Raw genomic sequence first — 15,112 nt, forward strand, 5'->3', positions numbered from 1 at the left:
CTCGTGGAGGGATGCCCCGACTTTTCCCGAAGCGGGCCGGCCGCGCAATCGAAACCGTTTGTTAACCTTAATCGCGCGGTGGCACGAAACTCGCTCCTCTCACCTCAGACGCCCCGTCAGCCCCGGAATCCGTTCCGGAACGGGACAGAAGTGATTGGATGACGTGCATGCAGACCAGGGCCGCGACGACACTTTACGATTACTGGACGCGCCAGCGCGGCCGGCAGGCCTTGCCCCTGCGCAGCGCAATCGAGCCGGCCGACATCGCCGGCATCCTGCCCGACGTCTTCATCCTGGAACACGCCGAGGCGCAGGCCCCGCTGTTCCGGCTTGCCGGAACGCGCATCTGCGCGCAATTCGCCCGCGAGCTGAAGGGCACCGGCTTCGACCGGCTGTTTGCGCCGGACCTGCGCGAACGGGTCGGACGGATCGCCGAGAATGTCATGGCCCAGACCGCGCCCGCCATCCTGCTCATCCAGCTCGTCGACGGTGCGCTGGACACCACGCAGGCCGAAATCACGCTGCTGCCGCTCGCCACGCAGGGCCGGACGGCCGACCGGATCATCGGCGCCTTTGCACCCCTGCCCGGCCAGCGCCAGCCGCTTTCGGCCTTCCGCTACGCCACGATCGATACGCTGACGGTGATCGACCCGGACCGCACGGATACGCTGGCCGCCCCGCGGCCATCCATTCCCGTGCCGACCTCCATCATGACGATGCGGCCGGCCGGGATCGGCCAGGCGATGAGCCGCGTCATGCATCTGCGCATCTTCGAAGGCGGGCGCAAGACGGAGTGACTGACAAGGCTCTACCGTCAATGCAACCGGCAACCCCCATAAGTTGTCAAAACACTCGACGGATACGAGATTTCCGGGCTGCGGCAAACCTTCTGTTAACCCAGAAAGATTAAAGGTTGGAAAGAGATAGGATCATCAGGCACCCGCGCTCATGTACTCTTTCCAACAGGCATCGCCTGCCGCACGGCAGCCCCAGAGCGACCAGCGCAACTTCCAGCGCGTCTCGGTCAACCTGTCGGGCCGGCTGATGACCGCCAATCACGACGAGTATGACTGCACGGTGCTCGACATGTCGCCGGGCGATGCGAATTTCATATGCGCGGCGCGGCCCCGCATGGGCGAGCGGATCATCGCCTATATCGATCACCTCGGCCGCATCGAAGGCAATGTCGCGCTGCTCAACGACACCGGCTTCGCAATCCAGCTGACCGCTACCGACAGGAAGCGCGAGAAGCTCGCGGCCCAGCTGACCTGGATCGCCAACAAGCACGAGCTCGGCCTGCCGGAAGACCGCCGCCACGACCGCCTGACGCCGCGCAACACCCGCACGGAACTGACCCTCGACGACGGCCGGCGCTATCCCTGCCGGATCATCGACCTGTCGCTGTCGGGCGCGGCAATCGATATCGAAGTGCGCCCGGCGCTCGGAACCCCCGTGCAGCTCGGCAGCATGAAGGGCCGCGTGGTCCGCCACTTCCAGGAAGGTGTCGCCATCGAGTTCTCCTCGGTGCAGTCGAAGGAAGCGCTCACGTCGTTCCTGTAGCATTCCGCGACACCACGCGGCATGGACTGTACGAAAAAGGGCCCGGCGGGCCCTTTTCTGTTTCAGAACGATGCACCTCTTCACCAGAAAAAACGCAAAAAAATTTCGGGCTGACATCGGCGCAAAGTGCAAGTCGACGCCACGCGCCCCGGCCGCGAGTGAAAATCCGGCGGCCATAGCCCGGCATGAAGTGACCCATCGGATGGCGCGCAACCGGCCTGCAGAACCATTTCCGTTGAAAAAAATCCGGAAAATTCAAATGGAATCAGATAATTATCGCGGAATAGCCGAAAGCCGGCGAGCGGCAAATTCGTTACAATTTTAATCAAATTCGCTTCAAATACAGATAAAACAAAACTCGAATTTTGTTTTTATTTTATACTTATGCGATCTTGATTTGAACTAACTTATACTTCGAGTTTTCGCGCAAGATCAAAACATGCCTGTCATTGTGACCCCATCAAACGGGGACGACACAATGACAAAAACACTCAAGACAGGGACATTTGCATTCCTCTTCTCGCTGGCCGCCGCACAGGTTGCGCTGGCCCTGCCGGCCAACATTCCGCTCGCCGGCGCCACCAACCAGCCGATCGGCCATTATGAATTCTGCAAGCGCTACAGCGATGAATGCGGCCCGACCGGCAAGGATGCCGGTCCGCTGAAGCTGACGCCGGAAAGCTGGAAGACGATCCTCAATGTCAACTACACGGCCAATACCGAATTCGTGCCGATGACCGACATGGAAATCTACGGCGTCGAAGAGCACTGGGCCTATCCCGAAGCTGCGGCCGACTGCGAGGATTACGTCCTGATCAAGCGCAAGCGCCTGATGGAAGCCGGCATCGCGCCCTCCAACCTGCTCATCACCGTCGTTCTCCAGCCGAACGGCGAAGGCCATGCCGTCCTGACCGTGCGCACCGACCGCGGCGACTTCGTGCTCGACAACATGCGCAACAAGGTCATGCTCTGGTCGGAAACCGAATACCGCTTCCTCAAGCGCCAGTCGTCGGTCCATGCCGGCAAGTGGGTCAAGCTGCAGGATGGCCGCGCCGAGGCTGTCGGTAGCGTCAAGTAACACCGCCGCCGGTAACGGCGCAGCGCGACAAAGAGCCCGGCAGCCGTGCCGGGTGCAGGAAAGGGCCCGGTCCGTCCCCCAATCCCCGTCCGACCTTGGCCCTGCGGCCGGTTCCGTTGTCCCCGGAACCGGCCGCTTTCTTTTCACCATCGTCCACAATCAACCGAAAATTAACCCTGTTGGCCGACGCTCCCCGCAAGGTTCGACCTCTGGGAATCGCGAGGGAAAGATGGCTGCAGCAACGACGGGCGAGGAAACGCATGCGCCGCTGATTTCCAATCGCCTGCTGACGCGCCTGACCATCGGCGTCGCCGCACTCGCGGCGCTGACGGTCGCGATCAGCGTGGGCGGCCGCCTGATGGGCGAGCGCATCGCGCTGGCCGGCCACACCGAAAGCACCGACGTGCTCGACATCATCGTCGGCCAGGACCATGTCCGCCTTCCCGCCAACACCATCCGCTTCGAGGAACAGCGCAGGATCGGCCGCGCCGAGCGGATCGACCTCTACCTCACATGGCCGGAAATGGCCGGCTACTCGAATGCCGAACGGCTTCGCTTCAACGATGCCGGCCGGCCGGAAAGCCTTGTCTTCCTCAACCTGTCGCAAAGCACGATGTCGAAGGACATGTCGGGGCGGCTCGGCCCGATCTACAGCCAGCTTTTCGACGAACGTTCGCAACCGGGCCCGGCCGGACTCGTGCTGCGCCGCCTCAAGGGCAATTCGGCCTATGGCGACGAGGTTTTCTTTACAGGCACCCTGCCCGACGGCGCGGATTACGCGGTGCGCTGCATGATGCCGACAGACGAAAAGCAGTCGACCAGCGCCGATTGCCAGCGCGATATCCACATCGGCCGCGATCTTTCTGTGCTTTATCGCTTCTCGAGCAGACTTTTGCCGCAGTGGCAGGCCATCGAGGCCCGCATGCGCGATTATGTCGGCCGCGCCCTCGTCGAGGACGGTCGCGTCCCCACCACCAGAGCCCGATAAAAAAGTACAGGCATCGGCAACCAATGATTCATCATAAACCGATTGGTAACGCTGTGCCGCTACTGTGCCGGGATCAGTCGTCCGGAAACCTCCCATCCGGGCCACATGTGCAATCCGAGAATGAAGAGTAGCCTAGTGTCCCCTACCGTGTTCCTCGATTTTCTGCCTCGCTCCGTCCAGGCATTTGCCAAAGCGGCGAAAAGTCTGGTGATGGTCGGAATGGTCGCCGCCACTGCGGCCGTCGCTACGCCCGCTCAGGCTAATCCGAAATATGCCGGTATCGTCATCGACGCCAAGACGGGCAAGGTGCTCTACAGCGATAGCGCGGACGAACTGCGCTTTCCCGCGTCCCTCACCAAGATGATGACGCTGTACCTGACCTTCGAAGCCCTCGAAGCCGGCAAGATCAAGCTCAACACCCGCGTCCCCTTCTCCAAGAACGCCGCAAGCGAGCCGCCGACCAAGCTCGGCGTCGGCGTCGGCAACTCGATCACGGTCGAACAGGCCATGCTCGGCCTCATCACCCGCTCCGCCAACGACGCCTCCACGGCGCTGGCCGAGATGCTGGGCGGCTCGGAAGAGCGCTTCGCACGCATGATGACGCAGAAGGCCCGCGCACTCGGCATGACGCGCACCGTCTACCGCAATGCCAACGGCCTTCCCAATTCGGCACAGGTGACCACCGCCCGCGACCAGGCCCGCCTCGGCATCGCGCTGCGCCAGCACTTCCCGCAATATTACGATTATTTCTCGGTCCGCAGCTTCCGTTTCGGCAAGCAGACCATCAACGGCCACAACCGCCTGCTCGGCAGCGTGCGCGGCGTCGATGGCATCAAGACCGGCTATACCCGCGCTTCCGGCTACAACCTCGTCACGTCCGCCCAGGCCGATGGCCGCAGCGTCGTCGGCGTCGTGATCGGCGGCCGTTCGGGTGCTGCCCGCGACCAGCAGATGCGCAAGCTCATCGCCACCTACATGCCGCAGGCCTCCCGTCGCGGCAACGGCGAGCTGATCGCCCAGACCAAGGCCGCGCCGACCCTGACCGCCGAAGTCGCGTCCACGGCCGCAACGGCCTCGGTCGCCGGTGGCCTGGACCTGCCGGAAAACGGCCCTGTGCCGTCCTACCGCTACGAGGAAAGCCGCATCGAGACGGCTTACGCCGCCACGACGGAGCGCAGCTCCGAAGTCGTCGGCAAGCGCGCCCTGGCTGCCACGCTGAAGGTACAGCGCGACGCCGTCCTGCCGCCCGAGGACCTCGCCGGACAGGGCGATGGCGGCGCCGTCGACCAGCTGACGACCTCGGCCGTTGCCAAGGCGACCCAGGCCCTGCCCGCCGGCTGGGTCATCCAGATCGGCGCCACGCCGGACCAGGACCAAGCCCAGAAGCTTCTGGCGAAGGCCAAGGACCAGGGCGGCCGGGCGCTGTCCGCGGCAACCCCCTTCACGGTGGCGGTCAACAGCGGCAGCGCACAGCTCTACCGCGCACGCTTCGGCGGCTTCGACAATCAGGACCGCGCGGCAGCCGCCTGCAAGGCCCTGAAAAGAAAGGGCTTCGCCTGCTGGGCGAGCCAACAGTAACGAACAGGGATCGCATCCCTGCGATGCGGTCCGCAAACAAAGCATTCATGCCGCACCGGCCCCGGACAGGTATTGCGTACCGGCGGCTGCGGATGAAGGCAGGTCGAGGCCGCGTACCGGCCCGGCCATCCTCGATAGGTATTGCGTACGAGGCAGATCATGGCGATGAACGAAAACCTCTTCGATGTCCCCTCCGCAGCGCGTGACGGAAAGCGCCGGCCGCTGAAGGGCACGCTCCACCCGCTGCACGAGGCAGCGATGCGGATCGCGGATATCGGGCTCGGCCGTTCCCGCAACAAGACGAAGGATCTGGTCGGGATGCTGCTCGCGCATGGCGCGCGGGCCTGGCGCTCCGGCCAGCCCTCCGCCGGCATCCACCTGCATGTCGGCGTCAACGAGCGCCGCCATCCGGTGCGCCTCCGGCTCCGCTGAGCTTTCGACCACAGCCTATCGGCCCGCTCCCAAGGACGGGCCGTCACTTTAGGTGGACGTTCACAGAAGGCCGAGTTCGGCGAGTTCGCGCCGCAGTTCCATCGGCAGGTCGGCGGTGCCCTCGCCCATGTTCTTGAGATCGCGCGGGGCGTCCTCGGCGGTCAGATAGCGCCAGCCCTGGAAGGCGCGGCGCGGCTGGAACTCGGTTTCGATCACTTCGGGCCCCAGCACCAGTTCACAGCGCGAGATGCCGTCGACATCGGTGAAGGTCTTGATGTCGAGGAGGCGCTGCCGCGCCTGCACCTGCCCCTTGATGACCCAATAGAGCGAGCCGCCGTCGAGCAATTCCTGGTCCCGTTTGGGGATCATGCGGGTGATGTGGCTGGAATGCGCCTCCATGCCCGCCGCCATCGCGATCAGCGAGCGTTCGGACACCCATTCGCGCAGGTCGTCGATCGTATCGGCACCGACACAGAGTTTGATGAGATGAAGCGCCATGATGTCTTGAACGCCCTTGCGGCGGCCGGGTCAAGGGGCCGCCGTGTCGCATTCACAGGCAAGAACGGGCCACAGGCAAGCGCGGACGCTCAGCACTCCACGACATTGACGGCAAGGCCGCCGGTCGAGGTTTCCTTGTACTTCTCGTTCATGTCGACGCCGGTCTGGCGCATCGTCTCGATACAGGCGTCGAGCGGAACGAAATGCGTGCCGTCGCCCTTGATGGCAAGTGAGGCGGCCGTCACCGCCTTGACGGCGCCCAGCGCGTTGCGCTCGATGCACGGCACCTGCACGAGGCCGGCAATCGGGTCGCAGGTCATGCCGAGGTGATGCTCCAGCGCGATCTCGGCGGCATTCTCGACCTGTTCGGGCGTGCCGCCCATGACGGCGGCAAGACCGGCGGCGGCCATGGCGGAGGCGGACCCCACCTCGCCCTGACAGCCGACCTCGGCGCCCGAAATCGAGGCATTGTGCTTGATGATCCCGCCGATGGCGGCAGCCGTCAGCAGATAGTCGCGAATGCCGTCCTGGTCGGCATCCTCGTGGAAATGCAGGTAGTAGCGGATGGTGGCGGGCACGACGCCGGCCGCACCGTTCGTCGGTGACGTCACGACGCGGCCGCCGGCGGCGTTCTCTTCGTTGACGGCCATGGCGTAGACGGACAGCCAGTCATTGGCCAGAAGCGGGTTCACCTTGTTGGAACGCCACTCTTCCTGCAGCTTGTCGTGGATCGAGCGCGCGCGGCGGCGGACCTTGAGCCCGCCCGGCATGATGCCCTCGTTCTTCAGGCCGCGGTCGATGCAGTTCTTCATCGCCTCCCAGATGCGGTCGAGGCCGGCATTCAGCTCCTCGCGCGACATCACGGTTTCCTCGTTCGCGCGTTTCATCTGCGCGATCGTCATGTTGGCGCGCTCGGCCATGTCAAGCATCTGCCTTGCGGAAGCGAAGGGGAACGGCACCTTCCTGTCGCTGGAGCGCGCCTTGCTGGCGCGCATCTGCTCCAGCTCCGTATCGGTCACGACGAAACCGCCGCCGACGGAATAATAGATGCGCTTGAGCAGCAGCCGGTCGTCGCGGTCGTAGGCGGAGAAGGTCATGCCGTTGGCATGGCCCGGCAGCGGGTTCTTCTTGTCGAAGATCAGGTCGGTCTTCGGCTGGAAGGCGTAAGCGGGATGGCCGGGCGGGGTGATGCGGCCGGTCCGCTCGACCTCCTCGACGATGGCTTCCATCCGGTCGGGATCGACGCTATCGGGCTTCTCGCCCATCAGCCCGAGAATGACGGCGCGGTCCGAACCGTGGCCGACGCCGGTATAGGCGAGCGAGCCGTGCAGGCTCATGCGGATCGCTGCGACATGCGCGCCCGAGGGGCGCGGCCAGTCGCTGGAGAGAACCAGATCCAGAAAGCGGTTCGCCGCGGACATCGGGCCCATCGTGTGCGAGCTCGACGGACCGATACCGATCTTGAAGACATCAAAAACCGAAAGGAACATTCCCGGACTTCTCCTTGCCGCGGCAGGCTGTGCTGTGACCGCCGAAGCTACGTTATCATGCGTTGCGTTCATGGCGATCGCCCGACATCGGGTTTTACGGCTGCGACATGCCCCAAAACAAAAACAGCGCGTCCTGGAGGAGCGCGCTGTTTATATAGGGGCTATGGCCCGGTCTTTTCAGATGCCGCCGAAGAGATGGGCGACGACCAGAATGATGCCAAAACCGAGAACTGCACGGACGGTGATGCCCCAGCAGGACTTCTGAGCGGTACTTTCCATGATTTCCCCAAGTGGAAGATGTCGAGCGGCAGCCGTCATCGGCGCCGACGGGCCCTGTTTAATGAAGATTTGATGAAGACGCAATCGGCAAAGATGGCGAAAGCGAGGCGCGCGCCGCATACGAGCCCCGCGCCTGATGCATGACCTGTCGCAAAATCAGACGCTTGCGCGCGGCGCGGCACTTTATGCACCCGCCTCAATCCCGCCGCAGGTCTGAACAACGTGACGGCGGCGTTCGCAGTCGCTTGCAAAATGCAAAAACCGTGGCACAACGCTTTGACATGAGCACCCCGGATCTCGTCGCCCTCGCCCTCTTCATCGTCCTGTGGATCGGGTATTCCTCGATCACCGACCGCAAGCGGCTGTTCAACCGCGTCAGCCTCACCCGCGCGATGAGTTCGCAGCGCGCGCGCTGGATCCGAAACGCCATGCACCGCGACCTGCGCATGATCGACACGCAGATCATGGCGGGCCTTCAGAACGGCACGGCCTTCTTCGCCTCCACGTCGCTGCTGGCCCTCGGCAGCTGCTTTGCGCTGCTCGGCGCCACCGAGCAGGTCTTCGCGATCTTCAACGACCTGCCCGGCGTCTTTCGCGCGAGCCGCGCCGGCTTCGAGATGAAGGTCGGCGGGCTCGCCGTGATCTTCGGCTACGCCTTCTTCAAGTTCGGCTGGTCCTACCGGCTGTTCAACTATTGCACCATCCTCCTGGGCGCCATTCCGATGAGCGGCGATATCCACAAGGATCCGGCCGGCGCCGACCTCGCCGCCGACCGCGTCATCCGCATGAACATCCTCGCGGCCAAGCACTTCAACATGGGGCTCAGGGCCATCTTCCTGTCGATCGGCTATCTCGGCTGGTTCGTCAGCCCCTATCTCTTCATCCTCACGACCATCGGCATCATCATCGTGCTCGTGCGCCGGCAGTTCTATTCGGAAGCCCGGCTGGCGGTGCTCGAAAGCCTCGACTGAGCCTTGTCCTCCCCCGATTTGCCACCTTTCGGCCATCCGCCCGGCGCAAGCTTGGCGTGACATTCTATAGTGGATCCATGCAATGCGGCGACCCCGACCCATGACGACGACGGTGATTGACGGAGATGCGCAGGAAACAGGCACGGCGATCCGCCCGCTGCCGCGCATTCCGCTGATCGACCAGGCCCGCGGCGTCGCGCTGATCGCCATGGCGATCTACCATTTCACCTGGGACCTGGGCTATTTCGGCTATATCGACGCGGAAACCGCGACCACCGGCGGCTGGCGCATCTTCGCGCGCCTCATTGCCGGAAGCTTCCTGTTCCTGGTCGGCTTCAGCCTGGTGCTCGGCCACGCCAACGGGTTCCGGCCAAAGCCGTACTTCATCCGGCTGGGAAAGATCGCGCTCGCCGCAGCCGCCATCAGCGTGGCGACGTGGTTCGCCTTTCCCGACACGTTCATCTTCTTCGGCATCCTGCATGCCATCGTCGCGTCGAGCCTGATCGGCCTTCTCTTCGTCCGGCTGCCCGTCGTCGTCACGCTGCTGGCCGCCGCTGCCGCCGTGGCCGCGCCGCTTTACCTGCGCGCGCCGCTGTTCGACCATCCCGCGCTGTGGTGGGTCGGGCTCTCGGTCGACATCCCGCGCTCGAACGACTATGTGCCGCTCCTGCCGTGGATCGCGCCCGTGCTGCTCGGCATAGCACTCGCCAGACTGTTCGTCGCAAGCGCACTTCCCGCACGTCTGGCCGGCTTCGGCGACACCACGAAACGCTGGTGGAAAACCCTGCTGGGGCAGGCCGGCCGCCACAGTCTTGCCATCTACCTTGTTCATCAGCCCGTGCTGATCGCGCTCGTCTATGGCGCCTTTCTCGTCAGTCCGCCCGTTGCGGCGAATCCGATGGAAGCGTATACCAAGAGTTGCACGAAAACCTGCGAGAGCGACCGCAGCGCCGGCTTCTGCCAGAGCTTCTGCAGTTGCACGCTGGACAGTCTGGTGAATGAGAACATGTTCGCGGACCTCAACCGGGGCGCGATAGACGTGACGACGGACGAGCGGATCACCCGCATGTCGTCGCAATGCACGGCAGCAGCCGAGGCGACGACCGACCTGAAGGAGTAGGAATCATGAATGCCTATCGCATGAAACCGCTCGCCTTTCCCTGGCCGCCCTTCATCTATGGCGCGGCCATCGCGGCAGCCTTCCTGCTTCAGGCGTATTTCCCGCTTTCGGTGGCAGAGACCAATATCTGGATCGCGCGCGCGGCCGGCGGCGTGCTGATCGCCACGGCGGTCATCCTCGATGTCTGGGCGATGCGCACGCTGGTCGACTGTCACACGACGATCCTGCCGAACCGTTGCTCCACCCACCTCGTGACGTCGGGCCCCTATCGCTTCACCCGCAACCCCATCTATCTCGGCTATACGCTGGCGACGGCCGGCATCGGTCTTGCCGTGCTCAATCCCTGGTTCATCGTGACGGCCATGGTCGCCGCGGCGCTGACCAGCCTCGTCGCCATCAAGCGCGAGGAACTGCATCTGCTCTCCCGCTTCGGTGTGGATTTCGAGCGCTATTGCCACGACACGACGCGCTGGATCTGAGCCGCGCAGCCCGATCCGCCTGTGGCGGACTTGCCGACGACGATTACGTGCCCACGCCGATCTCGGCGAGACGCGTCAGACAGGCTTCCTCGACATTGTCGAGCTCGGCCAGGGTCTCCTCGATATCGCGCCGCTTCTGGCGCAGCTCTTCCCGCTTTTCGCTGACCTTGGTCATCAGCAGTTCGAGCTGGCCGATCTCGCCCGGCGGATCCTTGTAGACACGGATGATGTCGCGGATTTCGGCGATGGTGAAGCCGATGCGCCGGCCGCGCAGGATTTCCTGGATGAGGCGGCGGTCGGCGGGGCGGAAAAGACGGGTCCGGCCACGGCGCTCGGGATTGATCAGCCCCTCGTCCTCGTAGAAGCGCAGGGTCCGGGTGGATACGCCGAATTCACGCGTCAACTCGGTTATGGTATAGTATTTGTCCACGCCTGCTCCGATCCTCTGTGGGTCGGCATTCTATTGACTTTTACGTATAAGTCAATTTTTCCGTCCCTCCGACGCCACTGTGCCCGCTAGCGGACGGCGAACCACCAGGTCGCCAGCCCCAGAAAGGCAAGAAAGCCGACAATGTCGGTGACGGCGGTGACGAAGACGCTGGAGGAGACGGCGGGGTCGGCGCCGGCCCGGTCGAGCAGCATGGGGATCATGATGCCGGCAAGGGCGGCGGCGCACATGTTGATCAGCATCGCTGCGGCGATCACGCCGCCGATGTTGAGATCGTGGAACCAGAAGGCCGCCACCGAACCGATGGCAAGGCCGAACGCCAGGCCGTGCAGGACGCCGACGCCCGCCTCGCGCCGCACGACGCGCCAGGCATTGTGAATATCGAGGTCGCGGGTGGCGAGCGCGCGCACCGTGACCGTCATGGTCTGCGAGGCCGCATTGCCGCCCATGCCGGCGACGATCGGCATCAGCACGGCAAGGGCCACGATCTCCTCGATGGTCGCCTCGAACATGGAGATGACGGAGGCCGCAAGGAAGGCGGTGAGCAGGTTGACCAGCAGCCAGGGCGCTCGCGACCGCACGGTGTCGATGGTGGTGTCCGACAGCTCTTCGTCGCCCACGCCGCCGAGGCGCATCAGGTCTTCCTCGGCCTCCTCCTGGATGACGTCCACCACGTCGTCGATGGTGAGGACGCCGACCAGACGGCCGTTCTCGTCCACCACGGCGGCGGAGAGAAGGTCGTACTGCTCGAAAAGCTGGGCCGCCTCTTCCTGGTCCATGTCGGCCGGGATGGGGTGGTTCGTCTCGCGCATGACCGTCTCGATCTTCGCGCTGCGCGGCGTGCGCAGAATGCGGTCGAGATCGATGGCGCCGAGCAGGCGGAAGGTGGGGTCGATGACGAAGATCTGCGAGAAGCTCTCCGGCAGGTCGGCATCCTCGCGCAGGTAATCGATGGTCTGGCCGATGGTCCAGAACGGCGGCACGGCGACGAACTCCGTCTGCATGCGTCGGCCCGCGGTGCTCTCCGGGTAATCCAGCGAACGGCGCAGGCGGATGCGCTCGGTAAACGGCAGCTTCGACAGGATCTCGTCCTGGTCGGCCTCGTCGAGGTCTTCCAGAATGTAGACGGCGTCGTCCGAATCCATCTCGCCGATGGCTGCCGCGATCTGCTCGTTGGGCATGTGCTCGACGATGTCGAGACGGATCGCCTCGTCGACCTCCGTCAGCGCGGACAGGTCGAAGTCGTCGCCCAGAAGCGAGACGAGCTGGTGGCGCTGCTCCGGCTGGATGGCCTCCAGAAGATCGCCCAGTTCCGATTCATGCAGCCGCAGGACATGGCGGCGCAGGAACAGGAGGTCGCGGTCGGCAATCGCCGCGCCGACATGCATGAGGAAATCCGAGCGGATCGAACCATCCTCGGCATAGATATCCTCGGGCGGGAAATTGGCCTGCTCGGTCTGCCCCGCGCGGATACGGTCGTCGTCACCGGTGTTTTCCATCGGGGCGCTCCTTGTATCGGCTTGTCCCGCGCGGCAAATTTGCGAAGCGGGAACGATTGGGATTGCTGGGCAGGGCTCGGCGCGAAGCACCGGTCGGGAGAGCCTCGCTTTCCATCGTGCTAAAGCAAAGCGCCCGGCCGGTCCATTGTCGAACACGGCAAATGGTAGGGCGGCGAAAGAATTTAACAAGCTGTTGCAAATCAACGCTAATCGCGCCGCTTCGGCCGTCGCGCGATGGCGGGCATTTCCCGCGTGGCGCAAACACGCTAGGAACACGCCAGCAACATATCAGCGGAGCAATCATGGCGATCCTGCCCATCCTGCGCTTTCCGGATCCGGGCCTGCGCACGGCCTGCCGGCCCGTCACCATCTTCGACAGCCGCCTGGCGGCACTAGCCGGCGACCTCGCCGACACGATGCGCGCGGCACCCGGCATCGGCATCACCGCGGCCCATGTCGGCATTTTGGACCGCCTCACGGTGATCGAGCTCGACGGCCCGGCCTCGCAGCGCGTCTATGTCAATCCAAAGGTCACCTGGTCCTCGCCGGACATGCAGCGCCACACGGAGGGAAGCGTCTCCATGCCCGGCGTGACGGACGAGGTGGAGCGCCCTGCCCGCATCCGCGTCTCCTGGCAGGATCTCGAAGGCCAAAACCATGAGGAGGAAGCGGACGGCCTTCTCGCCGTGTGCCTGCAGCACGAGATCGACCAGCTCAACGGCATTTTCTGGATCGACCGCCTCTCGCGGCTGAAACGGGAGCGCATCGTCAAGAAGTTCAGGAAGGCCGGCGCCTGACGCGCAGAAAGGTCGGAACCACGCGCGGGGCAACGCGTTTTGGGTCTATCCACCCCCGTGAAAAGGAGAAGACCGATGGTCACCGCAAACCAGATTCGCGAACATATGGAAGTCAAGGCTGCCGACGGCCGCCATGTCGGCACGGTCGACCACATGGAAGGCGACAGCCGTATCAAGCTGACCCGCAGCGATTCCGACGACGGCCAGCACCACCTCATCCCGCTCGACTGGGTCGACCACGTCGATTCCCACGTGCACCTCAACAGGGATGCCGACGACGTGAAGCGCGAATGGTCGTCCATCAACTGACCGCATCTGTCGCGAACCACCAGGGAAGCCCGCCGAAAGGCGGGTTTTCCGTATCCGGACGACGCGGCACCCCTCGCCCCGATCGCGCCGCTTTCCCTCAACGACAAAAAATTGTTCGAGAGCGACGCGCCGCTCTTGCCAAAATCCGGGCAAGGCCGTTATCTGGGATCGACCTCGCTGGGAGAAACCGGCTGCCTCGATGAGGTAGCGCCGGTGCCGAAGGAGCAACCGCCCCGGAAACTCTCAGGCAAAAGGACCAGCAAGGTGCCGTCGAAACTCTGGAGAGAAGCGCGCGAGCGCTCGCCGAAGGGATAACAATCTCAGGCGAAGGGACAGAGGGGGCTCAGGAGAACGGCGCAGCTGCGCCTGAATTGTGAGCCGGCGCCTGAAGGATCAGGCGCCCAACGACCGGAGGGCGCCTTTGGACGGATCGTCTGAACTCAAGAAAACCCCGCTTCACGCGCTGAACGTCTCGCTCGGCGGCCGCATGGTGCCGTTTGCCGGCTATGACATGCCTGTGCAATATCCCGCCGGCGTGATGAAGGAGCACCTTCACACACGCGCCGCCGCCGGCCTGTTCGACGTGTCCCATATGGGCCAGGTCACGGTGCGCGCCCGCTCCGGCGACAACACGGATGCGGCCCGCGCGCTGGAAACGCTGGTGCCGGTCGATATCGTCGGCCTGCCCGAAGGCCGCCAGCGCTATGCGCTCTTCACCAACGACCAGGGCGGCATCCGCGACGACCTGATGATCGCCAACCGCGGCGACCACTTCTACGTGGTGGTCAACGCCGCCTGCAAGGACGCCGACTTCGCCCATATGCAGGAGAAGATCGGCAACGTCTGCGACCTGACGCTGCACGACGACCGCGCGCTGGTCGCCTTGCAGGGGCCGCATGCCGAGGCCGTGCTGGCGGAACTGTGGGCGGACGTGTCGGCCATGCGCTTCATGGACGTGCGCGCCTGCGACCTGCACGACGCCCACTGCATCGTTTCGCGGTCCGGCTATACGGGCGAAGACGGTTTCGAGATCTCCATTCCCGCCGCCCTCGCCGAGACGGTGTGCCGGCGCCTGCTCGATCATCCCGACGTGCTGCCCATCGGCCTCGGCGCGCGCGATTCGCTCCGCCTCGAAGCCGGTCTCTGCCTCTACGGCAACGACATCGACACCGGCACGACGCCGGTCGAAGCCGGGCTGGAATGGGCGATCCAGAAGGTCCGCCGCACGGGCGGTGAACGCGCCGGTGGCTTTCCGGGCGCCGACATCATTCTCGACCAGCTTGAAAACGGCGCTGCGCGCCGCCGCGTCGGCCTGCGCGCCGAGGGCCGCGCCCCGGTTCGCGCCGGAGCGGTGCTCGCGACCGACCCGGAGGGGCAGGATATCGTCGGCACCGTGACATCGGGCGGCTTCGGCCCCTCCGTCGATGGCCCCGTCGCCATGGGCTATGTCGACGGCAAGGCGGCCGCTCCCGCAACAGAGCTCTATGCGGGCGTGCGCGGCAAATTCCTGCCCGTCACCGTCACCGCCATGCCTTTCGTCAAGAACACCTTCAAGCGCTGATCGGCGCGCACCATTCCCATTCCAG

16 protein-coding genes and 1 riboswitch are annotated in these 15,112 nt (G+C 64.4%); of the genes, 12 read left to right on the plus strand and 4 right to left on the minus strand.

Features of this window, described 5'->3' with window-relative positions; all coding sequences use genetic code 11:
* The first annotated feature begins 167 nt into the window (after positions 1-167).
* The 6 genes from GR158_RS20805 to GR158_RS20830 all read left to right on the plus strand — a co-directional run bounded on the left by GR158_RS20805 (position 168) and on the right by GR158_RS20830 (position 5,636).
* The gene (locus tag GR158_RS20805) at positions 168-797 is read left to right on the plus strand and encodes a PAS domain-containing protein (RefSeq protein ID WP_160872432.1); all 630 of its coding nucleotides are present in this window, start codon (positions 168-170) and stop codon (positions 795-797) included.
* Between the two features lie 151 nt (positions 798-948).
* A complete protein-coding gene (locus tag GR158_RS20810) occupies positions 949-1,560 on the plus strand; it encodes a PilZ domain-containing protein (protein ID WP_134650753.1) in 612 nt (203 codons plus the stop codon).
* Positions 1,561-2,038: 478 nt separating this feature from the next.
* The gene (locus GR158_RS20815; protein WP_134650755.1) at positions 2,039-2,638 is read left to right on the plus strand and encodes a transglutaminase-like cysteine peptidase; all 600 of its coding nucleotides are present in this window, start codon (positions 2,039-2,041) and stop codon (positions 2,636-2,638) included.
* A 229-nt stretch (positions 2,639-2,867) separates the two neighbouring features.
* Complete coding sequence (locus GR158_RS20820) at positions 2,868-3,626, plus strand: hypothetical protein (RefSeq protein ID WP_160872433.1); 759 nt, start codon at positions 2,868-2,870, stop codon at positions 3,624-3,626.
* 120 nt (positions 3,627-3,746) lie between these two features.
* On the plus strand, positions 3,747-5,204 hold the full coding sequence (locus GR158_RS20825) for an SPOR domain-containing protein (RefSeq protein ID WP_134650757.1): 1,458 nt from the start codon (positions 3,747-3,749) through the stop codon (positions 5,202-5,204).
* 159 nt (positions 5,205-5,363) lie between these two features.
* On the plus strand, positions 5,364-5,636 hold the full coding sequence (locus GR158_RS20830; RefSeq protein ID WP_134650758.1) for a hypothetical protein: 273 nt from the start codon (positions 5,364-5,366) through the stop codon (positions 5,634-5,636).
* Between the two features lie 60 nt (positions 5,637-5,696).
* Here GR158_RS20830 and GR158_RS20835 read toward each other — a convergent pair whose 3' ends face one another.
* Positions 5,697-6,134 (minus strand): DUF1489 family protein, encoded by a 438-nt coding sequence (locus tag GR158_RS20835; RefSeq protein ID WP_134650759.1) that lies wholly within the window; start codon positions 6,132-6,134, stop codon positions 5,697-5,699.
* Between the two features lie 89 nt (positions 6,135-6,223).
* Positions 6,224-7,624, minus strand: a complete 1,401-nt coding sequence (locus GR158_RS20840; protein WP_160872434.1) for an L-serine ammonia-lyase — start codon at positions 7,622-7,624, stop codon at positions 6,224-6,226.
* 560 nt (positions 7,625-8,184) lie between these two features.
* Here GR158_RS20840 and GR158_RS20845 point away from each other — a divergent pair.
* The 3 genes from GR158_RS20845 to GR158_RS20855 all read left to right on the plus strand — a co-directional run bounded on the left by GR158_RS20845 (position 8,185) and on the right by GR158_RS20855 (position 10,473).
* A complete protein-coding gene (locus tag GR158_RS20845; protein WP_160872435.1) occupies positions 8,185-8,874 on the plus strand; it encodes a DUF599 domain-containing protein in 690 nt (229 codons plus the stop codon).
* 100 nt (positions 8,875-8,974) lie between these two features.
* Positions 8,975-9,994, plus strand: coding sequence for a DUF1624 domain-containing protein (locus GR158_RS20850; protein WP_160872436.1), 1,020 nt, complete (start codon positions 8,975-8,977; stop codon positions 9,992-9,994).
* A gap of 5 nt (positions 9,995-9,999) precedes the next feature.
* A complete protein-coding gene (locus tag GR158_RS20855) occupies positions 10,000-10,473 on the plus strand; it encodes an isoprenylcysteine carboxylmethyltransferase family protein (RefSeq protein WP_134650763.1) in 474 nt (157 codons plus the stop codon).
* A 43-nt stretch (positions 10,474-10,516) separates the two neighbouring features.
* Here GR158_RS20855 and GR158_RS20860 read toward each other — a convergent pair whose 3' ends face one another.
* Both GR158_RS20860 and mgtE read right to left on the minus strand, forming a co-directional pair.
* On the minus strand, positions 10,517-10,903 hold the full coding sequence (locus GR158_RS20860) for a MerR family DNA-binding transcriptional regulator (protein ID WP_134650764.1): 387 nt from the start codon (positions 10,901-10,903) through the stop codon (positions 10,517-10,519).
* 86 nt (positions 10,904-10,989) lie between these two features.
* Positions 10,990-12,420 carry a magnesium transporter gene (mgtE, locus tag GR158_RS20865; RefSeq protein WP_134650765.1) on the minus strand — a complete coding sequence of 477 codons (1,431 nt, stop codon included), beginning with the start codon at positions 12,418-12,420 and terminating at the stop codon, positions 10,990-10,992.
* Between the two features lie 302 nt (positions 12,421-12,722).
* Between mgtE and GR158_RS20870 the strand changes: the two genes are divergently transcribed.
* The 3 genes from GR158_RS20870 to gcvT all read left to right on the plus strand — a co-directional run bounded on the left by GR158_RS20870 (position 12,723) and on the right by gcvT (position 15,087).
* Positions 12,723-13,217, plus strand: a complete 495-nt coding sequence (locus GR158_RS20870) for a peptide deformylase (RefSeq protein WP_160872437.1) — start codon at positions 12,723-12,725, stop codon at positions 13,215-13,217.
* Positions 13,218-13,292: 75 nt separating this feature from the next.
* Entirely contained in the window at positions 13,293-13,526 is a 234-nt protein-coding gene (locus tag GR158_RS20875; RefSeq protein ID WP_134650767.1) for a DUF2171 domain-containing protein, read from the plus strand.
* A 168-nt stretch (positions 13,527-13,694) separates the two neighbouring features.
* Positions 13,695-13,795: riboswitch (glycine riboswitch) on the plus strand.
* Positions 13,796-13,947: 152 nt separating this feature from the next.
* Positions 13,948-15,087, plus strand: coding sequence for a glycine cleavage system aminomethyltransferase GcvT (gene gcvT / locus GR158_RS20880; RefSeq protein ID WP_160872438.1), 1,140 nt, complete (start codon positions 13,948-13,950; stop codon positions 15,085-15,087).
* The last annotated feature ends 25 nt before the right edge of the window (positions 15,088-15,112 follow it).

Source organism: Shinella sp. AETb1-6 (assembly GCF_009826875.1).
Taxonomy (GTDB): domain Bacteria; phylum Pseudomonadota; class Alphaproteobacteria; order Rhizobiales; family Rhizobiaceae; genus Shinella; species Shinella sumterensis.